General features: G+C 58.3%; 24 protein-coding genes, 2 tRNA genes and 1 pseudogene. 18 read left to right on the forward strand and 9 right to left on the reverse strand.

Translation table 11 applies throughout. The features are described from left to right. Positions 1-131: 131 nt before the first annotated feature. Positions 132-491 carry a DUF1304 domain-containing protein gene (locus tag C8C89_RS14170; protein WP_101484609.1) on the reverse strand — a complete coding sequence of 120 codons (360 nt, stop codon included), beginning with the start codon at positions 489-491 and terminating at the stop codon, positions 132-134. 213 nt (positions 492-704) lie between these two features. On the opposite strand from C8C89_RS14170, the gene sugE reads away from it, so the two are divergent. Beyond that, complete coding sequence (sugE, locus tag C8C89_RS14175; RefSeq protein ID WP_070217981.1) at positions 705-1025, forward strand: quaternary ammonium compound efflux SMR transporter SugE; 321 nt, start codon at positions 705-707, stop codon at positions 1023-1025. Between the two features lie 34 nt (positions 1026-1059). After that, positions 1060-1394: pseudogene (locus C8C89_RS14180) on the forward strand (integrase core domain-containing protein); the annotation flags it as partial. Positions 1395-1444: 50 nt separating this feature from the next. Here the strand turns inward: C8C89_RS14180 and C8C89_RS14185 are convergent. Continuing rightward, positions 1445-2674: a hypothetical protein gene (locus C8C89_RS14185; protein WP_133990495.1), complete on the reverse strand. Its 1230-nt coding sequence runs from the start codon at positions 2672-2674 to the stop codon at positions 1445-1447. Between the two features lie 771 nt (positions 2675-3445). Then, positions 3446-3781, reverse strand: a complete 336-nt coding sequence (locus tag C8C89_RS26990) for a hypothetical protein (RefSeq protein ID WP_166674737.1) — start codon at positions 3779-3781, stop codon at positions 3446-3448. Positions 3782-3928: 147 nt separating this feature from the next. Between C8C89_RS26990 and C8C89_RS14195 the strand changes: the two genes are divergently transcribed. Further along, positions 3929-4258 carry an SMR family transporter gene (locus C8C89_RS14195; protein WP_133993388.1) on the forward strand — a complete coding sequence of 110 codons (330 nt, stop codon included), beginning with the start codon at positions 3929-3931 and terminating at the stop codon, positions 4256-4258. On the opposite strand, the gene C8C89_RS14200 is transcribed toward C8C89_RS14195, so the two are convergent. Then, positions 4259-5212 (reverse strand): succinylglutamate desuccinylase/aspartoacylase family protein, encoded by a 954-nt coding sequence (locus C8C89_RS14200; protein WP_243858017.1) that lies wholly within the window; start codon positions 5210-5212, stop codon positions 4259-4261. It lies immediately after the preceding gene. 148 nt (positions 5213-5360) lie between these two features. Between C8C89_RS14200 and C8C89_RS14205 the strand changes: the two genes are divergently transcribed. Next, entirely contained in the window at positions 5361-6470 is a 1110-nt protein-coding gene (locus tag C8C89_RS14205) for an acyltransferase (protein ID WP_166674739.1), read from the forward strand. Between the two features lie 15 nt (positions 6471-6485). Here C8C89_RS14205 and C8C89_RS14210 read toward each other — a convergent pair whose 3' ends face one another. Beyond that, positions 6486-6950 carry a hypothetical protein gene (locus C8C89_RS14210; RefSeq protein ID WP_101481820.1) on the reverse strand — a complete coding sequence of 155 codons (465 nt, stop codon included), beginning with the start codon at positions 6948-6950 and terminating at the stop codon, positions 6486-6488. Positions 6951-7098: 148 nt separating this feature from the next. Between C8C89_RS14210 and C8C89_RS14215 the strand changes: the two genes are divergently transcribed. The 12 genes from C8C89_RS14215 to C8C89_RS14270 all read left to right on the forward strand — a co-directional run bounded on the left by C8C89_RS14215 (position 7099) and on the right by C8C89_RS14270 (position 17829). Further along, positions 7099-7175: transfer RNA gene (locus C8C89_RS14215), tRNA-Val, on the forward strand. A gap of 79 nt (positions 7176-7254) precedes the next feature. After that, positions 7255-7331: transfer RNA gene (locus C8C89_RS14220), tRNA-Val, on the forward strand. Positions 7332-7542: 211 nt separating this feature from the next. Then, positions 7543-9450, forward strand: a complete 1908-nt coding sequence (gene thrS, locus C8C89_RS14225; protein ID WP_101484607.1) for a threonine--tRNA ligase — start codon at positions 7543-7545, stop codon at positions 9448-9450. 51 nt (positions 9451-9501) lie between these two features. Continuing rightward, the gene (infC, locus tag C8C89_RS14230) at positions 9502-10023 is read left to right on the forward strand and encodes a translation initiation factor IF-3 (protein ID WP_071650129.1); all 522 of its coding nucleotides are present in this window, start codon (positions 9502-9504) and stop codon (positions 10021-10023) included. A gap of 227 nt (positions 10024-10250) precedes the next feature. Continuing rightward, the gene (gene rpmI, locus C8C89_RS14235; RefSeq protein ID WP_010399216.1) at positions 10251-10448 is read left to right on the forward strand and encodes a 50S ribosomal protein L35; all 198 of its coding nucleotides are present in this window, start codon (positions 10251-10253) and stop codon (positions 10446-10448) included. 26 nt (positions 10449-10474) lie between these two features. Beyond that, the gene (gene rplT / locus C8C89_RS14240; protein ID WP_010399214.1) at positions 10475-10834 is read left to right on the forward strand and encodes a 50S ribosomal protein L20; all 360 of its coding nucleotides are present in this window, start codon (positions 10475-10477) and stop codon (positions 10832-10834) included. Positions 10835-10979: 145 nt separating this feature from the next. After that, on the forward strand, positions 10980-11996 hold the full coding sequence (gene pheS / locus C8C89_RS14245; RefSeq protein ID WP_034751917.1) for a phenylalanine--tRNA ligase subunit alpha: 1017 nt from the start codon (positions 10980-10982) through the stop codon (positions 11994-11996). Positions 11997-12075: 79 nt separating this feature from the next. Beyond that, positions 12076-14502 (forward strand): phenylalanine--tRNA ligase subunit beta, encoded by a 2427-nt coding sequence (pheT, locus tag C8C89_RS14250; RefSeq protein WP_101481819.1) that lies wholly within the window; start codon positions 12076-12078, stop codon positions 14500-14502. A gap of 170 nt (positions 14503-14672) precedes the next feature. After that, a complete protein-coding gene (locus tag C8C89_RS14255; protein WP_010399205.1) occupies positions 14673-15020 on the forward strand; it encodes an integration host factor subunit alpha in 348 nt (115 codons plus the stop codon). A 10-nt stretch (positions 15021-15030) separates the two neighbouring features. Continuing rightward, entirely contained in the window at positions 15031-15435 is a 405-nt protein-coding gene (locus tag C8C89_RS14260) for a MerR family transcriptional regulator (protein ID WP_133990499.1), read from the forward strand. Positions 15436-15636: 201 nt separating this feature from the next. Then, complete coding sequence (locus C8C89_RS14265; RefSeq protein ID WP_034783185.1) at positions 15637-16269, forward strand: response regulator transcription factor; 633 nt, start codon at positions 15637-15639, stop codon at positions 16267-16269. A gap of 144 nt (positions 16270-16413) precedes the next feature. Continuing rightward, positions 16414-17829, forward strand: coding sequence for a CHASE3 domain-containing protein (locus tag C8C89_RS14270; protein ID WP_133990501.1), 1416 nt, complete (start codon positions 16414-16416; stop codon positions 17827-17829). An 83-nt stretch (positions 17830-17912) separates the two neighbouring features. Here C8C89_RS14270 and C8C89_RS14275 read toward each other — a convergent pair whose 3' ends face one another. Together C8C89_RS14275 and C8C89_RS14280 are read right to left on the reverse strand one after the other, a co-directional pair. Continuing rightward, complete coding sequence (locus tag C8C89_RS14275; RefSeq protein WP_034783188.1) at positions 17913-18722, reverse strand: Crp/Fnr family transcriptional regulator; 810 nt, start codon at positions 18720-18722, stop codon at positions 17913-17915. 225 nt (positions 18723-18947) lie between these two features. After that, the gene (locus C8C89_RS14280) at positions 18948-21005 is read right to left on the reverse strand and encodes a methyl-accepting chemotaxis protein (protein ID WP_133990503.1); all 2058 of its coding nucleotides are present in this window, start codon (positions 21003-21005) and stop codon (positions 18948-18950) included. Between the two features lie 174 nt (positions 21006-21179). On the opposite strand from C8C89_RS14280, the gene C8C89_RS14285 reads away from it, so the two are divergent. Further along, on the forward strand, positions 21180-22856 hold the full coding sequence (locus C8C89_RS14285) for a peptide chain release factor 3 (protein ID WP_101484606.1): 1677 nt from the start codon (positions 21180-21182) through the stop codon (positions 22854-22856). A 48-nt stretch (positions 22857-22904) separates the two neighbouring features. On the opposite strand, the gene C8C89_RS14290 is transcribed toward C8C89_RS14285, so the two are convergent. After that, positions 22905-24797, reverse strand: coding sequence for an EAL domain-containing protein (locus C8C89_RS14290; protein ID WP_133990505.1), 1893 nt, complete (start codon positions 24795-24797; stop codon positions 22905-22907). Positions 24798-25378: 581 nt separating this feature from the next. Between C8C89_RS14290 and rnk the strand changes: the two genes are divergently transcribed. After that, entirely contained in the window at positions 25379-25786 is a 408-nt protein-coding gene (gene rnk, locus C8C89_RS14295; protein WP_166674740.1) for a nucleoside diphosphate kinase regulator, read from the forward strand. Between the two features lie 54 nt (positions 25787-25840). Here rnk and C8C89_RS14300 read toward each other — a convergent pair whose 3' ends face one another. Beyond that, positions 25841-26869: a transporter gene (locus tag C8C89_RS14300; RefSeq protein ID WP_180338485.1), complete on the reverse strand. Its 1029-nt coding sequence runs from the start codon at positions 26867-26869 to the stop codon at positions 25841-25843. Positions 26870-26899: the final 30 nt, after the last annotated feature.

The following is a 26899-nucleotide window of genomic DNA, read 5'->3' on the forward strand; positions in this document are numbered from 1 at the left end:
GGACGATATATGTATCGTCTTTTGCAAATTTCAATATCGCTATAGTACGATATATGTAAATAACGTGCTGGCGGCGTGCATTTTTCAAGGAGGGAAGGGGATGGGCGGCCGTCAGCTCCGCCCGGCAGGAATCAATTGAAGTGGAACAGCAGCAGGGCGATGACGGCAGGCACGGTTTGCAGGTAAAGGATGCGCGTCATGACGGTCACCGCACCCCACGCGCCGGCCACGGCGATGCAGGCCAGGCCGAACACGGTGAACGCATGGGCGATGGCGGCGTCCGGGTGAAAAAAGCCCAGCGCCAGCGCCGCGACAAGAAAGCCGTTATAGCAACCCTGATTCGACATGGCGGGGCGCACGATCTCCGCTTTTTCCTTGGACAGGCCAAACACCTTGCGTCCGCGCGCATCGAACAGCACGGTTTCCAGCAGCACGATGTAGACGTGCAGCAGCAAGATGAGGGCGGTAAGGATTTGGGCCATAAGCAGCATCATTGTTCCCGAGAGTGAATGGATGCAGCAATTATGCTGCCAAGCGCCTGTTTTCTGGCAATTTTCGATTAGAGCGGCCGTACTAGCGATAGTGTGCTTGCGGCAAGACTTTTCACCCAATGGTATACTTTTCCCTTTGCTCCTGTGGGGACGACCCCGCTCGATGTGGGGGCTGTATGGCGGGGACGACCCTGCCGCCTCGGGAGAAAAGAGATGGCGTGGATCATTCTGGTATTGGCGGGTTTGCTTGAAATTGGCTGGGCCATCGGTCTCAAATACAGTGCCGGTTTTACCCGCCTCGTGCCCTCCGTACTGACGGCCGTTTCCATGCTGGGCAGCGTGGTGATGCTGGGCCTGGCCTTGCGCACCTTGCCGCTGGGCACGGCGTACGCCATCTGGACCGGCATCGGTACTGTCGGCACTGCCATTTTCGGCATCATGGTGCTCGGTGAGCCGGCCAGCGCCGCGCGCATCGCCTGCATCGCATTGATCGTCTCCGGCATCCTGGGCTTGAAGCTGCTCAGCCCGCAGTAATACATTTCCTGATGCGCCATGTGGTAATCCTCCAGTCAGCCGGTTCCTCGACAGGATCACCGAATGGCGTGGCAAACCCCAGGTCATTTGCGGCGATAACGGCCCGGAGTACATCGGCGCTGTGACGCTGGCCTGGGCCGCCAGGCGTGCCATACGCATCGTTTTTTCCAGCCTGGCCAGCCGCAGCAGAACGCTGATGTCGAGCGCTATAACCGCACGGCGCGCTATGACTGGTTGGCCCATCACCTGTTTGAAACGCTCGATGAGATTCAGGATTTCGCAAGCCGCTGGTGGTGGGCTTACGATCACGACCGGCCCAACATGGCACTTGGCGGCATCACGCCAAAACAAAAGCTTGTCTTTGCTGCTCAACCGCTACTTTTCGCGCGCTCTAAAAATGGGGGGGGGGTACTGGTTGTTCACTCCTCGTAAGTCAGACGAAATTTGCCTGCTGGTAGCATTAAAGCCTTGGGCGGGCGACCGACTTCAACCATTACCATGTCAGCTGGAACGGCATTCGGACCGTCCTCTACGTGAAATGCCTGGATTAGTCGTCGCCTGTCCTTCGGTAAAAGCTCAGACGGGATAGCGAGAGCATACAGGCCAGCTGCTTTCTGCATCCAAATTGGGCGTCCAGTCTCTGACAGCATTGTGCCATCGGGATGAAATACCTCCATGTCATATCCCGGTCGGCCGCTTAAAACTGCATATTCTCCTTCTGTTTTCTTGAGAACAATGGGATTTGAACTTGGAAAGCGCTCAAGAACCTTCCGATATACTGGATTATCTGTTTCTTTATCGCCGTGGCTAAACATATCCGATTGATTGATTGTGAGTGGTTCTACACCGAGCCGATGCTGCAGCACTGCTGCCAATGAAGCGTATGTTTTTTCGTCCGTATATGCGGGTTCTTTTCGGGCATGTCCGTAGCCGACATAAATAAATACCTTGGCATTAGGATCTTTGGAGAAAATCTGGCGGATGATATTTTGCGCCGCACCAAATTCCCGTTCCCTGGCCAGATCGGCGATATTTGGTCCTTCTGGATAGACGTCATATCCAACGAAGTTCCATTTGTCTTTAATCGCATTCCGTATAAATTCTCCGAACATAGGTTCGCGTAAATAAAACCCCATACTGGTGTCGACGTACCCTGGCTTTTGTGGAATGTTCGGCCGGAACGTTTCACCTGCCAGATAATTGAATCCGATTTTTTTCAACTCGCGGGCGACCTTAGCCGCAAAAACACGATGTATCGGTTCTTGGTGAGCTTCATTGAGGATAACGATTTGATGCATTTTTGCCTTTGCCACAATCGCTTCAAGTGCATTTTCTGCAGTTACTGATTCCAATGTTTCCTGATTTTCTTGAGCAATGCTTGGTTTTGATTTTGACAGAAAATACCGCCAGCGGAAGGCTTCAGCCGCACCGGTTGAGTCTCCAGTAAGAGAACGCATTGTCATTAGTTTCTGAATGTCATTGCCCTTGCTCTCGTACAGCGACTCTACTTTGTCCGGGCTCAAGTTTTCAAGCCTGGAAAAAATATCTAGATCCCCAATGGACTTCTCAGCTGACTTTAGGCTATGCATATAAGAAAAATTCTCCGCGAGCGCGTTTGTGCAAAATGCCACTGGAATAAGTAAAATCACATTAGTGATTGCGAGCCGAACCCGCAAGAAAATGGCTATCCGCCGGATCAGTCGTTGAGAAATCGTGTTTTCCTCGACGGGAAGTATCGTACACACTTGACAGTCCACTCCAGGAAGTATTTAGTGAATTTTCTTGCAACTCTACATTATAAATTCAATCATGGCAATAATATCTTTTATGTAACTATAAAGGCCATTAAGAGTTCGAATTCTTCGGTGGAGTTGAGGAAATCCAGGTAGACATTTCATGGGCTAGTGACATGCGAACGGATCGAGCTGTAATGATCGAGCTATCATTGACAATTATTCGGTTTCAAGCCTGTGACTGTCAGATCAAATTGACTGCTTCAGGGGGCATAATTTAGCTTGGCTGTAAGGGGTCAATCTTTCCATCCATGAATTTCTGATCGACATAGACAAAGTGGGCGAATTAGCGACACCGGCTGTACCTTCTTCGTGCCAGAGCCCAAAGTGGCGCTCATTATTTTCCGAAGGGATGCAGAATGGATACAGTAGTACATCGGGGAGTCGCAATGGAGGGCTGAACCATCCACGCAGCTTCAGGCTGACGGTGACTGTTGAGGTTTATGCACCGGTCATATTGCAATCTCAGTTGGAGCGAGCGATCTAACATTGTGTTCAAGTGGCGAAGAGGGTATCTGCCGGACTATTCGGTGGCGAAGATCTCGAAGAGGGCCCTCACTGCTTCCGGCATTCGCCGGCCATGCGAGCGCGGCTGCGGCATCCTGAAGTTTGATAACACCATATGGGTCATAATGGCGGTTGCCAGGGTGAGGCTCCGAGTCTGCTGCAGCTGGGAATCGCCATGGATGAAATTACGGAAAGACTGAAATCAATGACGTGCGTTTTCGCATCATGACTGATGCCAAGGTTGTCTTCGAAAAAACAGAGCGCTACTTTTTTCAGCGACAGTTGATCGAATGCCTTCGTACCGGCGCAGACAGGTTTTGCTGAAAACAGTGCGGTGCAGGTTTGCAAAGTCCGCGACGGGCGCTGGCTGGTGGGGGAGGGCATCGCTTCCGTATTTAGCAAAAAAATACCTAAGGCGGCTGCGCTGGCTTGCATCGCATTGATCGTCTCCGGCATCCTGGGCTTGAAGCTGCTCAGCCCGCAGTAACGTGGTTTTCCCCGATGCGCCCTGCGCCGCCGTGCCGCCATGATCGAACAGGCGGTGGGCGGGCGGGGCGTTGTTGTTCCTATTTACCTTGAAAGGACTGTCGCATGAGCCTTGCCATGACGTATTTCTACCTGGCCATCGCCATCGTCGCCGAAGTCGTCGCTACCAGCGCCTTGAAGGCGTCCGAGAGCTTTAGCCGCTTGTGGCCCAGCGTCATCACCGTGGTCGGCTACAGTATCGCCTTCTGGTGCTTGTCCCTGACCTTGAAGGTCATTCCTACCGGCATCGTGTATGCGATCTGGTCCGGCGTGGGCATCGTGCTCATTTCTGCCGTGGGCTGGTTCTGGTTCAAGCAGAGCCTGGATACGCCAGCCTTGATCGGCCTGGGGCTGATCATTGCCGGCGTGCTGGTGATTAACCTTTTCTCCAAGTCAGTGGGTCATTAATCAGAAACTGGCGGCAACTCTTGCCAGGTAATACCACTCGGCATTGGCTTGCGCGTTGACGTCCGGGAAGAGGATGTAGGCGTCGAATTCGGCCGTCACGGGCGTGCCGTCCGCGCGCACGCCGATCTGCTCGCCCTGTTTGAGCTTGTCAAAGCTGGACCAGGTCTTGATGAAGCGGTCGTCCGCGTGCAGCTTGTCGTGCACGACGACCATATTGAGTGCTTCCATGTCGGCGTCCGCGATGGCTTCCGGTTGCGGTGCATCAATGAAACCGAGGAAGGCCAGCGTATTCTTGATGGCGCGGTAGGCGACATCCGGCGCAGCAGGGTCCGCGTGCTGGCCGCATTCCAGGGTCAAGGAGTAGCCACCCGTCGAGCGCATGTATTCAGTGGTGCCCACGCCGTAGCGCAAGACCAGGCCCACCTGGTCGCTATTGCCCAGGCGGCGTTGCACGCCCTGGCCGTAAGCGTGCAGCCAGCCATCAACGAAGCGGCGCACACCCAGGCGGCGCGCCAGCGCGCGTTCCTTGTCTTCATGTTGAAACGGTTGCAGCGGGCCGTCGTTGTTGCGCGGTCCCACCATGACAAAAGGCTGGCTGTCGGCATTGAACGAGTGCAAGTCCAGCAGCACGTCGTGCTGGCCCAGCAAGGGGCACAGCCAGTTGGCGATGCGGTCTTCGAAATCCTGCGGATTGTCGTTCGGAAACAGATTGCGGTTCAGGTTGCGGTCGCCGCTGCGCACGCCTTTGGCGTAGGCCAGTGGATTGGTGATGGGCACGAAGGTGACGCTGCCGGCCAGAATGGAGAGGGCGCCGCTGTCGAGTTCAGCCATTACGCGGTGGATGCCCTTGGTGCCGCAGGTTTCATTGCCGTGCACGGCGCCCGTGACGATCAGGCGCGGGCCGCTGCCCTGGCCCGTGTAGTTGATGGACTTGAAGTGGAGTGCGCTGCTCATGCTGGACATATCCTATGCGGTTGCGGGAAGGGAAAGCGGGGTCGGCATATTTTAGCGGGATTCGCCTTGGCCGCCTGGAAAAAGTTGACCATGGCAGTGTGCGGCATGGCATGATCGGCGCCACCGTTGTTTTCCATTGCTGATATCCATGTCGTCTTCATCTTCTTCACGCCTGTACGGTCTCGATACCTTGCGCGCGCTGGCCATCGTGTTGGTATTCATGAACCACTATTTGTTGTTCGTCAGCGATGGCGGGGCATTTGGTTTCTGGGGAGAAATCGGCTGGACGGGTGTGGACCTGTTCTTTGCCCTTAGCGGCTATCTGATCGGCAACCAGATCTTCGCCTCCTTGCGCAGCGAACGCGGCTTTTCCTTGCCCCGCTTCTATGCGCGGCGCTTCCTTCGCACCTTGCCCAATTTCTATGTCGTGCTGGCCCTGTATTATTTGTGGCCCGCGTTTCGCGGCGATAGTGCGCTGCTGCCCCTGTGGAAATTCCTCACCTTTACGCAAAACATCAATTTGACACCGGGCACGGCGTTTTCCCATGCATGGTCGCTATGTGTGGAAGAGCAGTTCTATGTGCTGCTGCCGGCCGTGGCCTTGCTTGTCGCCGCCTGCCGCAAGTCGCTGCTGTGGGCGTGGGTGGCCGTGGCCGCCAGCTTTATCGTCGGCATGCTGGTGCGCGCGACTCTGTGGGATGAATATGTGCAAGTGCCGCGCGGCGGCCTCGGCTATTACAAGTACATTTACTACGCATCCTGGTGCCGCTTCGACGAGCTGGTGGCGGGCGTGGCGCTGGCGCTGCTGAAAAACTACCATCCGGGCGCCTGGACGCGCCTGACCTCATATGGCAACCGCGCCTTGCTGGCGGGTATCGCTGGTACGGCACTGATGTTTTATGTGTTTCTTGCCGATCATTATGGCTACTGGGTGACGGTGTTCGGCTATCCGGTGCTGGCCGCCAGCTTTACCCTGCTGCTGATTGCCGCGCTGAGTCCCGCCAGTGTCCTCTACACAGTGCGCGTGCCGGGTGCTGCCAGCCTGGCGTTGTGGTCGTATGCGATTTATTTGTTGCACAAGCAGTTGTGCATCCTGCTGCGCCCGATCTTGCAGGATATGGGTTACGGGCCGGACAGCTTGCCGGCCATGCTGGTGATGATAGTGCTCAGCATCGTCACGGGCTGGCTCTTGTATAGAGTGGTGGAAACACCATTCATGCGCTTGCGGGCGCGCTATGTGCCCGCCAATCACGCCTGATTGACAGCTCGTTCACTACATATCGATCACGTCCAGCCCCCGTGGCGTGCCCACCAGCAATTCCAGGATGGCATGCACGCGCAGATTTGTGTCTTCATGTTCCGTGTTGAAGATCAGGGTGCGCAGGCCGGGCACGGCTTCCGTGATGTGGGGACTGGCGTAGGCATTGATCAATAACAAGACCAGGTCCGTGGCCCCCGCACCGGGCTGGCGCCGCAGCCGGTCGTGGATCACGCTCAGCAGCGCGCGCTGCATGCGCGGCGTGGGATTGCTGATGTAGGCGAAGACGCTCGGCGTGTTGGCAATGGCCGCGCAGATGCGCCGTTCCATCTCGTCCGGTTTCACGTCGGAAGCGATATCGAAGTACGCCGCATTCCAGCGCGTGCGCGCATACGGGTGGCCGGGCGGGAAGGAATCGGCCGTTTCGAAACCGCAGACGCGGCTCAGGGTTTTCAGCCAGGCTAATAAGGTGGAGTTCATGCCGCGATTCTAGCGGCATTCCGCGTGCGCCGGGCCGACTCTGTATAAAGGGGGCTGACGCCTGGGAGGCGGATGAAAAACAGATTAAAGTTTCCTGCAAAACAGCCCTTGTCATTCTGGGAAAGCCTCTCTATAATGCTGGTCTTCGGGGCGGTTAGTTCAGCTGGTTAGAATACTTGGTCGACATCCAAGGGGTCGGGGATTCGAATTCCTCACCGCCCACCAGAATTTGGCAGTAGATGGTTTTAAGCTGGCGCAAGCCGCAAGCGGTCATTTGAAATACAATGATCAACAAAAGTTTTACGGGCGGTTAGTTCAGCTGGTTAGAATACTTGGTCGACATCCAAGGGGTCGGGGATTCGAATTCCTCACCGCCCACCAGAATGCAGTTAGAGAGAAAGGTAAAACCGGTTATGACACCGCGAACTACTACCAAGCTTTGGGAGTGACGCTAGTCGAACGGGTTTCCTTTGTCTCAAGAAAGTGAAAAACGCGGCTAGTCCGCGTTTTTTTGCGTCTGCGTTTTCCTTTCAGTTATTTCACCCATCACATCGCAGTTTTACCTGGCGTCAGCGCCGATATGGAGATCAATATGCTTACAATCCGACTTCCCGATGGTTCCGTCCGTCAATTTGACGGGCCGGTCACCGTGGCCCAGGTTGCGGCCAATATTGGTACTGGCCTGGCCAAGGCTGCACTGGCCGGCAAGGTCGATGGCAAGCTGGTCGATACCTCCTATTTGATCGAGCAAGACGCGGAACTGGCGATTGTCACGGACAAGGACGCCGATGGCCTGGAAGTGATCCGCCACTCGACGGCTCACTTGCTGGCGTATGCCGTCAAGGAATTGTTCCCGGAAGCGCAAGTGACCATCGGTCCCGTGATCGACAACGGCTTTTACTACGATTTCGCCTACAAACGCCCGTTCACGCCGGAAGATTTGACGGCGATCGAAAAGAAAATGACCGAACTGGCCAAGAAGGACGAGCAAGTCACGCGCAAGGTTGTTGCCCGCGATGAAGCCATCGAATACTTCAAGGGTATCGGCGAAGCCTACAAGGCTGAGCTGATCGGTTCGATTCCGGCCGACCAGGAAGTGTCGCTGTATTCCGAAGGCAAGTTTACGGACTTGTGCCGCGGCCCCCACGTGCCATCGACGGGCAAGCTGAAAGTCTTCAAGCTGATGAAGCTGGCTGGCGCCTACTGGCGCGGCGACTCGAAAAACGAGATGCTGCAGCGTATCTATGGCACGGCCTGGGCCAAGAAGGAAGACCAGGAACTGTACCTGCACAACCTGGAAGAGGCCGAAAAGCGCGATCACCGCAAGTTGGGCAAGCAACTCGATTTCTTCCATTTCCAGGAAGAAGCGCCAGGCCTGATCTTCTGGCACCCGAAGGGCTGGTCGATCTGGCAGCAGGTCGAGCAATACATGCGCAATGTGTACCAAGTCAATGGTTACCAGGAAGTCAAGGCGCCGCAAATCCTCGACCGCGGCCTGTGGGAAAAAACGGGTCACTGGGACAATTACCGTGAAAACATGTTCATCACGGAATCGGAAAACCGCGCGTATGCGCTGAAGCCGATGAATTGCCCTGGCCATATCCAGATTTTCAACAATGGCATGCGCAGCTACCGCGACCTGCCATTGCGCTACGGCGAATTCGGTCAATGCCATCGCAACGAGCCATCGGGCGCCTTGCACGGCATGATGCGCGTGCGCGGCTTTACGCAGGATGATGGTCACATTTTCTGCCTGGAAGAACAGATCGCCGGCGAAGTGACGGCTTTCCACCAGCAGGCCATGGATGTGTACACGGCTTTCGGCTTTACGAATATCGACGTGAAACTGGCCTTGCGCCCCGATAATCGCATCGGCACGGAAGAGTCCTGGGATTTCGCCGAGGAGTCCTTGCGTTCGGCCCTGCGCGCCTGCGGCGTGGAATGGACGGAATTGCCGGGCGAGGGCGCGTTCTACGGTCCGAAGATCGAATATCACCTGAAAGATAGTCTGGGTCGCGCATGGCAAGTGGGTACCGTGCAGATCGATCCGTCGATGCCAGGCCGTCTGGGCGCCGAATACGTGGCCGTGGACAACACGCGCCAGGTGCCGATCATGCTGCACCGCGCGATCGTGGGTTCGCTGGAGCGTTTCATCGGCATCCTGATCGAGCACTATGCGGGTGCCATGCCGTTGTGGTTGTCGCCGGTGCAAGTGTCGGTGTTGAATATTTCCGACGCTCAAGCTGACTATGTACAGGAAGTTACAACAAAACTGCGCAAAGCGGGGCTGCGCGTACAGGCTGATTTGCGTAACGAGAAGATTACCTATAAAATACGTGAACATTCCGTACAAAAATTGCCTTACATCTTAGTAATTGGCGACAAAGAGCGGGATGCAAATACAGTGGCCGTGCGGGCGCGGGGCAATGTCGATCTGGGCGTCATGTCCGTCGATGCCCTGATTGAGCGACTCAAACATGAAGTCGACACCAAGGCCTGACGAGGAAACTCGCTGCACGACCGTCTTACAAGATTTTTAAAGGAAATTACAATAGCTACTGACAAGTCACATCGCATCAATGGCGAAATCACTGCCCCTGAAATGCGTTTAAGCGGGGTCGATAACGAGCCACTCGGTATCGTAAGTTTGGCTGAAGCCTTCCGCCTGGCGGAAGAGGCAAACGTCGACCTGGTGGAAATTGCGCCTACCGCGCAGCCACCGGTGTGCCGTTTGATGGACTACGGCAAATTTAAGTATTCGGAGCAAAAGAAAGCTCACGAAGCCAAATTGAAGCAAAAGATCATCCTCGTGAAGGAAGTCAAATTCCGTCCGGGGACTGATGATGGTGACTACAATATCAAGTTGCGTAATCTCATCAAGTTCCTTGAGGATGGCGATAAAACCAAAATCACGCTGCGTTTCCGCGGTCGTGAGATGGCGCATCAGGATATTGGCTTCCGCATGCTGGAACGTCTGAAAGCCGATCTGGAGCCGTACGGCCAGGTCGAGCAGTTCCCGAAGATGGAAGGGCGCCAAATGATCATGGTTCTTTCGCCTAAGAAGAAGAAGTAAGCTACAATAGCGTTTTACTGTGGATCGACGTGGTTTGTGCCAGCATTGGTGCGACACCAGATTCCAGGCAGAATTTGCGCGGCCCGCTCAGCAATGTGCGGGCCGCGCAAACTGTAGCGGACTCGCATCCGCTGCACAACATGTGAAAGCAGGCATCTAAGCGCAGCGTCGTGTTGCCACCTGCAATCCTGTTATAAATGGAGCTGTCCGTAAGAGGACAGATTGCTATGCCTAAAATGAAGACCAAAAGCTCTGCGAAAAAACGTTTTCGCGTGCGTCCGGGTGGAACTGTTAAATGTGGTCATGCGTTCAAACGCCACATCTTGACCAAGAAAACCACCAAGCTGAAACGCGCTCTGCGCGGTACCACCAATGTCGCTGCGTCTGACGTGAAATCCGTCTACCGCATGATGCCGACTGCTTAATCTCACACTCAATTTAAGGAGTTACTATGCCTAGAGTAAAACGTGGGGTTACAGCTCGTGCCCGTCATAAAAAGATTCTTGTTCAAGCTAAAGGCTACCGTGGTCGCCGCAGCCGTGTATACCGTGTTGCCAAGCAAGCAGTTATGCGCGCTGGCCAATACGCTTACCGCGATCGCCGCAACAAGAAGCGCGTTTTCCGCCGCCTGTGGATCGCCCGTATCAACGCCGCTTCCCGTGAGCATGGCGTAACGTACAGCGTATTCATGAACGGCTTGAAAAAAGCAAATATCGAACTGGACCGTAAAGTCCTGGCCGATATGGCTGTGATGGACAAGCCAGCATTCGCTGCGATTGTCAACGCAGTTAAAGCAAAAATCGCTGCGTAAGCATCGGTGATTGCACAACGTCATCCGTAGGGTGACGTCATAAAGAGCGGGGCAGGGGTGTGAACCTTATGCCCCGTTTCCGTTTTTGATTGTTGGACTTTTGATAACCGAGTCCAGAATTGATGTCCAAAACAGGAAATGCCGCATGAACTCCCTAGAAGAACTCGTCGTCTCGGCTCAGGCTGACTTTATCGCCGCCGCAGACGCTGCCGCACTTGAAAACGCCAAAGCCCGCTACCTGGGCAAGACTGGCCAGATTACCGAAATGATGAAGGGCCTGGGCAAACTGGACCCGGACGCGCGCAAGGCGCAGGGCGCCCTGATCAATGCCGTCAAAGTGCAGATCGAGGATGCGCTGACGGCGCGCCGTGATGCACTCGCCGATGCACAGATGCAAGGCCGTCTGAACGCCGAAGCGATCGACGTGACCCTGCCAGGCCGTGGCCGCATGCCCGGCGGCATCCATCCCGTGATGCGTACGTGGGAGCGGGTCGAGGAAATCTTCCGCTCGATCGGCTTTGACGTGGCCGACGGCCCTGAAATCGAAAACGACTGGACCAATTTCACGGCGCTCAACAGCCCGGAAAACCATCCAGCCCGTTCCATGCAGGACACCTTCTATATCGACGGTAACGACACGGATGGCAAGCCTTTGCTGCTGCGTACGCATACCAGCCCGATGCAAGTGCGCTATGCACGCACGCATACGCCGCCGATCAAGGTTATCGCGCCGGGCCGCACCTACCGCGTCGACAGCGATGCTACCCATTCGCCGATGTTCCACCAGGTCGAAGGCCTGTGGATCGCCGAAGACATCAGCTTTGCCGACCTGAAGGGCGTGTACCTGAATTTCGTCAAGGCCTTCTTTGAAACGGACGACTTGCAAGTGCGCTTCCGTCCGTCGTACTTCCCGTTCACGGAACCGTCGGCCGAGATCGACATCGCCTTTGGCTCGGGTCCATTGAAGGGCCGCTGGCTGGAAGTGTCAGGCGCCGGCCAGGTCCATCCGACCGTGGTGAAGAACTTCGGCCTCGACCCTGAGAAATTCATCGGTTTTGCTTTCGGCTCCGGCCTGGAACGCTTGACGATGCTGCGCTATGGCATCAACGACCTGCGTCTGTTCTATGAAGGCGACTTGCGTTTCTTGAAGCAATTCAACTAAAGCGTTGTTCCGTTTGATTCATGGCGCTTGAGCGCCTGTGCGCTCGCGCTGTGAGCTTTGACCCTTTGAAGGCTTGATTATGCAATTTTCCGAAAACTGGCTCCGTACCATGGTCGATCCGAAGATGACTTCGGACGAACTGGCCCATCTGCTGACCATGTCCGGTCTTGAAGTCGAGGACGTCGATCCCGTCGCCCCACCGTTCTCGAACGTGGTGGTAGGCCTGGTCCTGGAGATGGAAAAACATCCGAATGCGGACCGCCTGAATGTGTGCCAGGTCGATGTCGGCACGGGCACCATGCTCAACATCGTCTGCGGCGCGCCGAACGTGCGCCCGGGCTTGAAAGTCGTTTGCGCGATGGCGGGCGCCGTGCTGCCCCCTGGCGCCGATGGCAAGCCGTTTGAAATCAAGGTTGGCCAGCTGCGCGGCGTCGAGTCGCAAGGCATGCTGTGCTCCGCGCGCGAATTGAAATTGTCGGAAGAAAACGCCGGCTTGATGGAATTGCCGGATGACGCGCCGATCGGCCAGAATTTCCGTGATTACTTTGCTTTGAACGACTTGAAATTCACCATCAAGTTGACGCCGAACAAAGCGGACTGCCTGTCCGTGCTGGGCGTGGCGCGTGAAGTGTCGGCGCTCACGGGCGTGGCGCTGAATGTGCCGCAGTTCCGCACCGTGCCGGTGTCGAGCGACGAAGTCTTGCCCGTAAAAGTCAGCGCGCCGGACCTGTGCGGCCGTTTCACGGGCCGTGTCATCCGCGGCTTGAACGCCCGTTCCGTCACGCCTGACTGGATGAAGCAGCGCCTCGAGCGCAGCGGCCAGCGTCCTTTGTCGGCCCTGGTCGATATTTCCAACTATGTGATGCTGGAACTGGGCCGTCCCAGCCACGTGTTCGACCTGGCGAAGATCCACGGCGGCCTCGACGTGCGTTGGGGCAAGGCGGGCGAATCGGTCAAGCTGTTGAATGGCAATACCGTCGCCGTCGACGAGTGGATCGGCGTCATTGCCGATGACCAGGAAATCGAATCGCTGGCAGGCATCATGGGTGGCGACGCCAGTTCGGTATCGGACGATACGGACAGCATCTACCTGGAAGCGGCATTCTGGTGGCCTAACGCGATTCAAGGCCGCGCCCGCCGTTTGAATTTCTCCACCGATGCGGCGCACCGCTTCGAGCGCGGCGTCGATTTCGCCACCAACGTCGAGCACATCGAGCGCATCACGGCCCTGATCGTGGAAATTTGCGGTACGCCGGCAACGACCGTCGGCCCCGTGGACGACCATGTTGTGAACTTGCCGCAACGCCAGCCAGTGTCCATGCGCACGGCGCGCGCGCAAAAGGTCATCGGCGTGCCGCTCAACGATGAGTTGATCGCCGATATCTTCACGCGTTTGGCCCTGCCATTCACCCTGGCGGACGGCGTTTTTTCCGTGACGTCGCCCAGCTACCGTTTCGACATCGAGATCGAGGAAGACCTGATCGAGGAAGTGGCGCGCGTGTACGGCTTTGAAAACATCCCGACCCTGCCGCCCGTGGCAGCGAACGTGATGCAGATTGCACCAGAAAATACTCGCTCCCTGTTTGCGGTACGTCATGAATTGGCCGACCTGGGCTTCCAGGAAGTGGTTAATATGAGCTTTGTCGATACGGCATGGGAGCGCGATTTCTCGGGTAACACGAATCCTATCAAATTGCAGAATCCGATCGCCAGTCAGATGAGCGTGATGCGTTCCTCGCTGATCGGCAGCCTGATCGCCAATGTGCGCTACAACTTGAACCGCAAGACGAACCGCGTGCGCATCTTCGAAGTGGGCGCCATCTACCAGCGCGATGACAGCGTGGAAAACGGCCCCTTGTCGGTGGCTGGCTACGCCCAGCCGAAGCGTGTGGCAGCCATGGCGTATGGCCCGGTGGCCGACGAGCAGTGGGGCCAGGCTACACGCACGGTCGATTTCTTTGACGTGAAGGCAGACCTGGAAGCGCTGTTCGCGCCGCTGGTCTTGCGTTTCACCAAGGCGGAGCACCCGGCCCTGCATCCGGGCCGTTCGGCCAACGTGGAACTCGATGGCAAAGTCATCGGTTTCATCGGCGAATTACACCCGCGCTGGATGCAAAAGTACGACTTGCCGCTGGCGCCCGTGCTGTTCGAAGTCGACGCCGCTGCCTTGACGCAAAGAGTCGTGCCCGTGTACCAGGAAATCTCCAAATTCCCTGGCGCCAGCCGCGACTTGGCCGTGGTCGTCAAGCAATCGGTGGCGGTGCAGGATCTGCTCGACAGCTTCCACGTTGCCGTCAAGGCAAGCCCTGCAGCGCGTATCGTGCAAGCCATTGTTTTATTTGATGAATATCGTGGAAAAGGGCTGGAAGCGGATGAAAAAAGCCTTGCTTTCCGGATTAGCTTGCAAGATACTCAAAACACCCTGCAGGACGATGTCGTCGATGGCTTGATGGCTGTTCTGATCGATGCCGCCAAGCAGGGCCACGACGCTAAACTGCGTTCGTAATTTGCGGACTGGCCGTCGCCTAGCGTGACGGCCTTTCCGTCGTCAACAGTAGACGAGCCTGCCATGTGGCGGGCTCGGGCGCACAGAAAAGGCAGGGCAGGAAAATTAATAACAGCGACGTTGATTCCGCCGTACTGCAATCAGCACTGGCCGCCGATCTGCATCGGGCCATGCTGGTTGCCAAAGTGCGCCAGGAAGCGGAAAAAGATTTACCCACCTTGACCAAGGCGGAACTTGCCGAACTGTTGTTCGAGCAAGTGGGTCTGAACAAGCGCGAAGCGAAGGATATGGTCGAGACCTTTTTCGATGAGATCCGCAATGCGCTCGAGCGTGGCGAGGCCGTCAAGCTGTCTGGTTTCGGCAATTTCCAACTGCGCGACAAGCCGCAGCGGCCGGGCCGCAATCCGAAGACGGGCGAAGAGATTCCCATTACCGCACGCCGTGTCGTGACCTTTCATGCGAGCCAGAAGCTGAAGAGCATGGTCGAAGAGACTAGTCCGCTGGCACGTGCTGCCTGAGTGAGTGGCGATGAACGAGCGCATCAGTAAAACCGAGTTGATCGCCTTGCCGCCCATTCCGGCGAAACGCTATTTCACGATCGGCGAGGTGAGCGAGTTGTGCGGCGTCAAACCGCACGTACTGCGCTACTGGGAGCAGGAGTTTTCCCAGCTCAAGCCGGTCAAACGACGTGGCAATCGCCGTTATTATCAGCACCACGAGGTGCTGCTGATACGTCGTATCCGCGAATTGCTGTATGAGCAAGGCTTTACCATCAGTGGTGCGCGCAACAAGCTCGATAGCCGTGGTGCATCGCATGCCATCCTTGATGAGTTGCCTGTGCTGCCGGCCATGCCCGTCGCGCCGCAGGAAGAGCCGCTGGACCGCGCGTGGATACGCAATGAATTAATTGCGATTTTAAACTTGCTAAAATAAGATTTGTACCAATATAGGTGGGGTTGTCCAATACGGGCTGACTATATTGCATGGGCTGGCTGCCCGGGCGCTGCCGGTAGCCTGCGGCGCGCCCTATTTTGAATATAATGTTAATGTTGCGTTTTTGTTAGTGACGCTAAGCCGGAGCAGCGTTCAGGTTCCGGTAGTCTTTCCCAGGCCAGGAAAATTTAAGGGGAAACAATGATACGCGTTGCCATTTGTGATGATCACCAAATAGTACGAGCTGGATTCAAGCAAATTTTTTCGTCGTCAAGCGATTTCAGTGTGGTGGCGGAAGCCGGTACGGGGCGTGAAGCGCTCGATATCGCCCGCCGCGAAATATGCGATGTATTGCTGCTCGATATCGCCATGCCCGATCAGAGCGGCATCGATACCTTGCGCACGATCCGCCAGGGCCAGCCGGAATTGCCCGTGCTGATACTCAGCGGCTATCCCGCGCAACAATACGCGCTGAACCTGTTCAAGATGGGCGCGAATGGCTATTTGAACAAGGAATGCGAAGCCGATGAGCTGATGACGGCCGTGCGCACCGTGTTCCAGGGGCGCCGCTACGTCAGTTCCACCGTGGGCGAGTTGCTGGCGCAGTCGTTCGACCGCGACACGAATGCCGCACTGCATACAGAATTGTCGGACCGCGAATTCCAGGTCTTCCTGCGCCTGGCGCGTGGCGCCACCGTGTCCGATATCGGTGTGGCCTTGTCGCTGAGCATCAAGACGGTGAGTACTTACCGTACGCGCATCATGGAAAAAATGGGCTTGCAATCGAACAGCGACTTGACCTATTACGCAATGAAAAACAATTTGCTTGACTAGCGCTGCAGTGCGATCATGGAAACATGATCGCTCAGCCAGCTAGCCAGCACGATTTGTGCGGTGCAGCAGTCTGTGGCGAGGACTATAATTGGCCGGCGCCGGCGCTTTCTCCCGCGCCGAACCTTGCTAAGGATGCACATCAGGATGTATTTCACCGTTGAACCGGCCCCGAATCACCGCCTGCCCCTCTACAAGACGATACTGTGCGTGGCTTGCGCCTTGTTGCTTGTACTCAATGGTTTCAGTCTCTTCCATAATCTGCAATCGCTGAAGGGCACGAACGCCTTGCTCAGCCAGAGCGCCCGTGTGGCGGACCGCCTGCAGTATTTGAACGTGCTCGTGCTGGACGCGGAAAGCAGCTTGCGCGGCTATTTCATTTCCGGCTCCGAAACATATCTGGGGCCGTCGAAGACGGCTAGCACCGAAATCGAAAACGAATTCAAGGAGTTGCAAACCTTGCTCGCTGGCAGTCCCACGCAGCTGAAAAACCTGGGCCAGCTGAAAAGCTTGATCCGTCGCAAGATGTCGATGCTGCAAGAGTCGATCGAGGTCTACAAGCAGGGCGGGCTGGCCGAAATCGTCAATATCTCGCGCGTGACCGATGATCGCGCCACCATGGACGAAATCCGACTGCAGGTGGTGATCATGACGCGCGAGCAGAATGAGGCACTGTCGTCCGGCAGTGCGGCTTTTTATCATGAGTACCAGAAAGCCGTGCTGCTTGGCATCGGTATCAATGCCTTGGCCATCCTCGTGCTGATCATGTTTTACCAGCTGGTGCGGCGCAGCTTCCAGAACCGCGCGGCCGTCGAGTATGCGCTGCAAAATGCCAACGACAACCTGGAATCGACAGTCAGCAAGCGCACGGAGCAGCTATCCGTGCTGTCGCGCCATTTGATCAGCGTCAATGAAGTGGAGAAGGCGCGCCTGGCGCGTGAGCTGCACGATGAACTGGGCGCCAATTTGACCTCGATCAGCATGGACCTGGGCGCCGTCACGCAGCAACTGGCCCACACGCGGCCGGAACTGGCCGCGCAATTGCGCCGCGCCAAGGCCACCTTGCTGGAAACGGTGGAACTGAAGCGCCGCATCGTCGAGGATTTGCGCCCCAGCCTGCTGGATAACTTGGGCCTGTGTGCTGCCATTGAAAGCTATTGCGAGGATTTTGCCCGCATGAGCTCTGTGCGCTGCGAAACGGACGTGGCCATCAATATCGACAACCGCGAAGCGACCCTGACGATCGCCCTGTTCCGCATCGTGCAGGAATCGCTGACGAATATCCTCAAGTATGCGCGCGCCGGCATGGTCAGCGTGACCTTGAAACGCAATGAACATGGCCTGGTGCTGCGCGTGACCGATGACGGCATCGGCATCACCGAAGATGCCCTGCAAAAACCCATGTCGCACGGCTTGCTGGGCATGCGCGAACGGGCCTTGCTGCTGGGCGGCACCCTGACTGTGCGCCAGGGGCCGGAAGGCAAGGGAACTTGTGTGGAAGCCGTGATTCCCTTGCCGCTGACGCCGGAACCGGAAGAGATCGACGAAGACGCCAGCGTTTGAGTGTTTCTGGATGCAAGAAAATGGCCGGGCATATAGCCCGGCCATTTTTTTGTTCATGCTGCCGTGTCAGCGGCCGTTTCGCATCAGCAGCGTGACACGTCGCGCAGCAAGCGGTCATATTCCGTCTTGGCGACCTTGTAGCATTCGCCCGCATAGCATTCCAGGCCGGCGCGGTCCAGCACCGTGATATTGCCACGGCGATAATGGATCAAGCCTTCTTCCTGCAGCTTGCCGGCGGCGGCCGTGATGCTTTCGCGGCGCACGCCCAGCATGATGGAAATGAGCTCTTGCGTCACTTTCAATTCGTTCGATGGTGAACGGTCCAGGCGGTCCAGCAGCCAGCGGCACAGTTTTTGCTCGATCGAGCTGTGGCGGCCGCCAACAGCGTTCTGCGCCATTTGCGCAAACAAGGCGTTGGTATAGCGCATCAGCAACTGGGGCAGGGCGCCACCTTGATTGAAGGCATCGCGCAAGCTTTGCGTTTTAAGGCGGTAGCCGTAGCCGGCACTTTGCACGACAGCCGTGCACATGGCGCGCTCGCCTGCCAGCAGCGAGGCGCCAGCCACACCTTCATGGCCGACGACGGCGATTTCCGTTGTGGCGCCATCTTCCATGACATACAGCAGCGAAATGATGGCTGTAGTGGGGAAATAGCTGTATTCCAGGTTGTTACCGTAGGCATACAGTTCTTTGCCGAAAGGCAGTTCCACCAGTTCCAGGTCTTCGAACAGCGATTCGAGCGCGGCGCGCGGCAGGGCGGCCAGCAATTCATTTTGTTGTGCACTGCTGAGGCTAACCCGCGACGCAAGCTTGATTTCCCGTCCTGCCGCCGGCATGGCGCGCGGCAGCAACTGGTTCTTCTGGACCGGGGCGATAAGTTGAGTATGGCTCATAGTATTCCTCACAGGCTTTTTACATCGGAGTGCGACTGCCGCGTTGTTGGTCAAAAAAGCCGCCGACTCAAAGTGGTAACGACGTTTTTTTCGACCGCGCGCTGCAGATCGCGATGTAGCTACTTTAAAAGCTTATGTAAGTGGCGAACATAAGATTAGCAGTCGCCACTTTGTAGTCTCTTTTGAGGCGGATTTGTAGTCCTTGTCCTACGCGCACACTTTTGACTAGCTAGCCTTGCGCCGTTCTGCGCGATTTTGTGATATGACGCGTGGTTTATTGGCGCTCCGCAGGCCGGCCGGACGCACGCTGGGCAAGCCGTCGCGCATGGTCGCGGCGCTCGCCTGGCGCGCGCCAGGCACCTCGTGTTCACCCAGACGGAAGCGGCTGACCGCCTGCGTCAGGGCCTCGCCTTCCTGGTGCAGGCGCTGCGAACCGGCGCGCGCCTCGTCGACCAGGCCTGCGTTCTGGCGCGTCATGTCGTCGATTTGTGCCAGCGCCTGGTTGATGCGGGCGATCTCGCCATTCTGCTCGGCGCCGGCGCTGCTGATGCGCCCGATCACCACGGCTACTTGCTGCACCGCATCGACGACTTGCCGCATGGTGCTGCCGGCGGCATTGACCAGGTCGCCACCCGCATCCACGGTGGCCACGGAATCGCCGATCAGGCGCTTGATTTCCAGCGCCGCCTCGTTCGAGCGCTGCGCCAGGCTGCGCACTTCGGAAGCCACGACGGCAAAGCCGCGCCCTTGCTCGCCCGCGCGCGCCGCTTCCACGGCCGCGTTCAGGGCCAGGATATTCGTCTGGAAGGCGATGCCGTTGATGACGCCGATGATGTCAACGATCTTGTGCGAGCTGGCCTTGATCGAGGCCATGGTCTCGACCACGGCGCCCACGCTCTGCCCGCCGCGCAGGGCCACGTCGGCCGCCGTGGCCACCAGGGTTCGCCCCTGTCCTACATGGGCTTCGTTGCGGCCCACGGTGGCCGTCAGCTCGCGCATCGAGTCCACGGTGGCGCCCAGCGCGTCCGCTTGCGTGGCCGTATGGCCGGACAGGGCAGCATTGCCCTGAGCGATATCGGCGCCTGCCGCCGCGATGACGGCCGCGCCGCCGCGGATTTCCTGCACCAGGGTGGCCAGGCCATGCGTCATGGCGCCGAAGTCGCGCACCAGGTCGCCGATCTCGTCGTGCGCCTGCGAAGTGATGCGTTGGGACAGGTCGCCCGCCGCCGCCGCGCCGACGGCCACGCGCAGTTGCGTCACGTCGCGCGCGAAGGCGGCGTAGAAGCCCGCGCACAGGTAGGCGGCGGCCAGCAGCACCAGCAGCATGGCCGCCAGGATCAGGCCGCGGCGCGCCTCGTCGCGGGCGATGCGCTGCGCCAGGAGGGTGTCCAGGGCGCTAGCGGAGGCACCGGACAGCGCCTGCAAGGCGTCGATGGCTTGCATGCCACCGGCGTGGAATTGCGCGCCCGAGGTCTGGTCGTAGGAATTCGTCACTTCATTTTTCGTGCGTTCGAGGAAGGCCAGCGCCGCAGGCACTGCTTTCAGCACCCCTTGCAGACTGGTGCGCAATTCCGGCTTGGCAGCGATGATTTCGTCGAAGCGTGCCGGCAGGCGCTCCAGTTCGTGGCGCGCGATCAGCGCGTTGGCGTTGACGAGCTGATCTTCGTTCGCTTCGAACAGGCCCGTGTCGATGTAGGCGGCGCCGCGCCCGGCGATGTCGGACAGGCTCTCGGCCAGGTCGGGCAGGGTGGCGGTGAAGGCCGCGCTCAGGTGGTTGGCGCCTGCGTCCGGGTCCAGGCTCAGGTGCGAACGGTCGGCTACCAGCTGGCCCAGTTTGGCCGCCTGGCGCAGCAGCGCCGTGTGCGCCGCGTAGCTGTCGCGCGCCGCGAGGCCCGCCTGGCGGCCCAGCAGGGCTTGCCACTGCTTCGTCAGCTCGGCCGCCTGGGGCAGGCCAGCACCTGCGGGCAAGCGCGCCAGGGAGGCCAGCGCGGCCGTGATGCGCGCATTCAGGGCCGAGTTGTCCATGCCCGACTTGCCGTTCAGGCGCAAGTGCTCGAGGCCGCGCCGCTGCTGCAGCAGCCGCGTGCTTTCCTGCAGCTGGCGCACATAGGTCACGCCCCGCTGCGCATCCTGCGCCTGGGCCAGCGACTTGCCCAGCTCCGAGATCAGCAAGGTGGTCGCCAGCGCCAGCGGCAGCAGGAAGACCAGGCAGACAAGCATGAATTTGGGCAGCAGGCGCAAGCGCTGCATGAGTCGGATGGCGGGAGTGAGGAGGATTTTCATCGGGTTTCCAGGGTAGGGTTACAACATTTCTGCAGTGCAATGTTGCCTGCGGATTGTGACCCCTTGATGAAGTGGGCGATTTTGCTTTCCGCCACAGTGAAGCAGTTCACACGGAAGGGCGATCCTTCTGTAAAATCGAGGGTTTTTTGCGAGGGCCATATTATGGTCACCAATATGGCCAACGAGAACGACATCACTACCCCCGATTCCACTGACAATGCGGACAACGCCGCAGCGTCAGTCAGCAGCAAGGCGCCTGCCGTGATCGCGCGTGAAGTACAACGCCGCCGCACCTTCGGCATCATTTCCCACCCGGATGCGGGCAAGACCACCCTGACGGAAAAACTGCTGCTGTTCTCGGGTGCGATTCAGATGGCCGGTACCGTCAAGGCCCGTAAATCGGGTCGCCACGCGACATCGGACTGGATGGAGATCGAGAAGCAGCGCGGCATTTCCGTCGCATCCTCGGTGATGCAGTTCGAATTCCGCGACCACGTCGTCAACCTTCTCGACACCCCGGGCCACCAGGACTTCTCGGAAGATACCTACCGCGTGCTGACGGCAGTTGACTCGGCGCTGATGGTGATCGATGCGGCCAAGGGCGTGGAAGCGCAGACGATCAAGCTGCTGGCTGTCTGCCGCATGCGCAATACGCCCATCGTCACCTTCATGAACAAGATGGACCGCGAGACGCGCGATCCGCTGGACCTGCTCGACGAACTCGAATCGGTGCTGAAGATCCAGTGCGCGCCCGTCACCTGGCCTATCGGCATGGGCAAGAACTTCCGCGGCGTGTATCACCTGCTGAATGACGAGATCATGCTGTTCAAGGCCGGCGAAGAAAAAGCTGACGGCGCCTTCGAAATCATCAAGGGCATCGACAACCCGCGCCTGCAGGAGATGTTCCCGCTGGAGATGGATCAGTTGCGCATGGAAGTGGAGCTGGTGCACGGCGCGTCGAATCCGTTTAACCTGGAGGAATTCCTCTCCGGCGTGCAGACGCCCGTGTTCTTCGGTTCTGCCATCAACAACTTCGGCGTGCGCGAGATTCTCTCCGCGCTGGTCGACTGGGCGCCCGCACCGCGCGAGCGCGACGCGACCGTACGGTCGGTGGCGCCGTCCGAGCAGCCGTTTACCGGTTTCGTCTTCAAGATTCAGGCCAATATGGACCCGGCGCACCGCGACCGCATCGCCTTCTTGCGCGTGTGCTCTGGACGTTTCGAGCGCGGCATGAAGGTCAAGCACTTGCGCCTGGGGCGTGAGATCAAGGTATCGAACGTGGTGACCTTCATGGCGTCCTCGCGCGAACAGGTGGAAGAGGCATACGCGGGCGACATCATCGGCTTGCCGAACCACGGCAACATGCAGATCGGCGACAGTTTTTCCGAAGGCGAGATGCTGACCTTTACGGGCATTCCGTACTTTGCGCCAGACTTCTTCCGCTCCGTGCGCATCCGTAATCCCTTGAAAATCAAGCAGTTGCACAAGGGCTTGCAGCAGCTGGGCGAAGAGGGTGCGGTACAGGTCTTCAAGCCGGTGCAGGGCGGCGAACTGGTACTGGGCGCCGTCGGCGTGCTGCAGTTCGAAGTGGTGGCCAGCCGTTTGCTCAACGAGTATGGCGTCGATGCCGTGTTCGAGGGCACCAGCATCAGCAGCGCCCGCTGGGTCAGCTGCGACGACAAGCGCGTCCTGCAGGACTTCGAGAACGCACTGGGCCACAATGTGGCCTACGATGCGGCCGGCAACATGGCTTACCTGGCCACGTCGGGCGTCAACCTGCGCCTGACGGAAGAGCGCTGGCCGAAGCTGACGTTCCATGCGACGCGGGAACACTCGGCCAAGCTGGCTTGATGCATCTGCAGTAAGCTTGAGAGGCAGAACCAGCGGTTCTGCCTTTTTTTATGCCGTCATGACGGTGCGCGTACTCCAGTCGCGCCGCTCCAGCAGCAATGCCGTCAACTGCGCCGCCGTCATGGGGCGCGCAAAGAAAAAGCCCTGCACGTTGTCGCAGCCGGCCTTTCTTAAAAACTCCACCTGCTGCACCGTTTCCACGCCTTCGGCCACCACTTTCAGATGCAGGCTGTGCGCCATGGCGATGATGGCCGTGACGATGGCTTCGCCCTCGCCGGGCAGGTCGTGCACGAAGCTGCGGTCGATTTTCAATTGATCGATGGGCAGGCGCTTCAGGTACGACATCGAGGAATAGCCAGTGCCGAAATCGTCGATCGACAGGTGGATGCCCGTTTCCTGCAGGCGGCGCATCAGTTCCACGTTGGCGTGAATATTGTCCATCAAGACCCCTTCCGTGATTTCCAGCTCCAGCAAGCCATGCGGCAGTTGCGTCTCCTGCAGGATGGCGCGGATACCGTCCATCAGTCCTGGGTCGCGCGCCTGGCAGGCCGACAGGTTGACGGCCACGTGTTCAAGCGAATCGAGCAGGCCGGCCTTGCACCAGAGGGCCGCCTGGCGGCAGGCGCTTTGCAGCACCCAGTGCCCCAGTTCGACGATGATGCCACTTTCCTCGGCCACGGGAATGAATTCGCTGGGGCTGAGCTGCCCCATCTCGTGGCAATGCCAGCGTATCAGCGCTTCCACGCCGACGATGCGCCCGCTGCGCAAGTCGATTTGCGGCTGGTAGTGCAGATACAGTTCTTCGTTTTGCAGGGCCTTGCGCAGGTTTGCTTCCATGCGCAGGCGGCGCTGGGCGCGCAATTCCATTTCGGCCTTGAACACGGCGTAGCGGTTCTTGCCCTGGTGCTTGGCGTGGTACATGGCCGTGTCGGCATTGCGGGTCAGAGTGGCCACGTCCTGCGCGTCAAACGGATACAGGCTTACGCCGATGCTGGCGCTGACATACAGCTGGTGGCCTTCCAGTGCGAACGGCGGGGCCAGCACAGCGAGGATCTTGCGCGCCACGCTGGCCATTTCCGAGGCGTCGTCGGCCGGTTCGACGATGACGACGAATTCGTCGCCGCCGATGCGGCAGGTGATGTCGGTGCCGCGCAGGATCTCCACCAGGCGTTCGGCAACGAGTTTGAGCAGCTGGTCGCCGCAGTGGTGACCCAGCGTATCGTTGACCACCTTGAAGTTGTCGAGGTCCAGCAGCAGCAGTCCCACGCTGCTGTCCTGGCGGTCGGCGCGCGCCAGCGCGTAGGCCAGGGCGCCGTTGAATTCATGGCGGTTCGGCAGTTGCGTGACAGGGTCGACGTGGGCCAGGTAGTGCAAATGGCTTTCCGCTTGCTCGGCGGCGGTGCGCGTGCGCCGCACCATCAGGAGCGTCAGGCCGAAGGCACACAGGCAGACCAGCAGGGTGAAGGTGGCAAATTGCGCCAGGCTGCCAAACAGCGGCGCCAGGCTGGCGCGCAGATACAGTGCGCCGCCGCCGGGCAAGGTCTGGAGGAGGGCGGCGCTGCCGTCCAGGTAATCGATCTGCAGGCCGGTGCGCGGCGCCGTGGGCGCGGCGTCGCTGGCGCTGCGTGCGTAGCGGGCGAATGGCGTGCCATACGGACTGTAGAGCAGCGCTTGCTGGACATGCGGGACGGCGGCGAGGGGAGCGAGCAGCTGTTGCGCCGCAAGACGATCATCCCGGCGCATGGCTAGTGTCGCAGCAGGCGCCAGCATGTCGGCGTGGATGCGCAGATTGCGCTGGAAAGATGCCTGGAGGGAAAACAACTGGAAGAGGATCAGCAGCATGCTGGCCGTGGCCAGCATGGCCGCTGCGGCCAGCAGATTCAGCCTGGCTATTCGGTCACCACGCAACTGCACCAAGGGCAGCATCAATGGCGCCATCATGACGCATTCTCCTGCCGGCCCCGCTTGCCGCCGCCCCGTGTGATCCCGCCTCGCCCTGCCATACTTTACGTTCCAGTCTGATGAAAACCGAAGTGAGCCGGAACTCTCAACGTGTTGTTAAGGCCGATATATTGTCATTTCGCAGCGTGAAAGTACAGGGTGCGCGGCAATTTAGTGGCCATGCCGCAGGCCGATGGCCGCATGCAAGGCGACAAGTCAGGCGGAAAATGCGGGGCGTGTCTTTCTAATAATAATGCAGACTGAATTTTAATCCTTTTTTTGCTAGTGGGTTTTTTCTCTTAAAAACATGCTGCAGGTAAACAAAATGTCATGAAGAATAACTTGATTGCCTCCTGTCATCTCAGCAGGGATTAATATTTTTGTCTGTATCGGGCATTGCAAGTCATTGATTTTAATAAATTTTAATGAAGAATGCGAGAACGCTATGGCCTTGCTCCGCGAGTTCGTCCATAATCCGCTGATGATGGACGTTCTGATGCTGTTTGTTTTGTCTGCCGCGGCCAAGTAAACTGCCGCCAGCAAAACCGGACGTCGCCCTAATGATCAATAGTGAGGATATCTTGGAAAAAAAACCAAAAATTATTTTGTCGTCACAAGACCTGGAACGACTGGAAGCGTTGTTGTATGCCTTGGGAAATAACTTGTCGCCGGACAAGGCCGCCTTGCTCGATGAGCTGGGCCGTGCCGAGGTGCTCGAGCCACAAGAAATACCGCCCACCGTCGTGACGATGAATTCTACCGTGCGCTTCACGGTAGAAAACAAGGAGGAATTCTGCCTGACGCTCGTGTATCCGAAGGATGTGGAAGGCCAGGCTGATCGCATTTCCGTGCTGGCGCCCGTCGGCAGCGCACTGCTGGGCTTATCCATCGGCGACAGCATCGCCTGGCCCATGCCGGGCGGCGTGGTGAAGGTGAAGATCGAGGAAATCGTTTATCAGCCTGAACGGGCCGGCGAATACCACCGTTAAATCGTGATGGCGGACGGCGCCTGCCGTTCGCCTGTCTGGCCGTGTTTCCAATCATTAGCTATTGCGTTGCACGCGCACCACCAGCCATCCCGCCACGACGGTAAACGTGATGATAATGGCAACGATGATCCAGAAACCCTGCGGGTGCTGGGCCAGCGGAATCCCCCCCACATTCATGCCCAGCATGCCGGCGATAATATTGATCGGCAAGGCCAGCACGGTGACGATGGTCAGCACGAACAGGCTGCGGCTGTTTTCCTCGTTGACCCTGGCGGCAATCTCTTCCTGCAGCAGCTTGATGCGTTCCTGCAAGGACGACATGTCGCTGAGCACCACGGAAAATTCTTCCGTAGACTGGCGCAGTTCCAGGCTGTCCAGCTCCGATACCCACGCCGGCGGGCGTTGCAGCAGGCGGAACAGGGCTGCCGGTTCCGGCGCCAGCAGGCGCTGCAGCCGCACCAGCACGCGTCGCATGGCGCCCAGGTCTTCGCGCTTGGGCACCAGGCGACCCGCCAGCAAATGGTCTTCGATATCGTCGACCCGTGCCACGGCATCGCGCACGATGTTGACCAGCACGTCGGCCTGGTCGCGCAGCAGATGGATCAGCAGTTCCACCGACGAGCGGATCGGCTCGTGGTTCTTGATGACGGCCTGGCGCAGGCGCTCGATCGACTGCAGTGGCGCGCGGCGCGCCGTGATGACGAGGTTTTGCGCCACGCTGGCCCACATGGTGGAAATATCGGACGCTTCGAACGAGAAATTGTGCACCACATCGTTGACCACGGCGATCAGGGTGTTTTCCGCCTGTTCGATACGCGTGGAGCGGGAACCCTGGTGCAGGGTTTCATAGAATTCGTCGGCCAGCTGCGTATGCGTCATCAGCCATTTTTCGCTGGCCGCATGCGACAAATTGAAATGCAGCCAGACAAATTCCTGCGCCGGCCTGGCTGCGCCATCGGCCAGCCAGGCCAGCGCGGCCGTCGAGTCGAGCGCCAGCGGCTGCACCGCGCGGCCAAACAGGAAGCCCCAGACCAGGCCCGAGGTGTCCGAACCATAGGTGAAACCGGCAGTTTCCATCGCCATCGTGAATCTTTCTCGTGCAGTGTGATTGAT

Origin of the sequence: Janthinobacterium sp. 75 (assembly GCF_004365495.1) — a bacterium.
GTDB lineage: Bacteria > Pseudomonadota > Gammaproteobacteria > Burkholderiales > Burkholderiaceae_D > Janthinobacterium.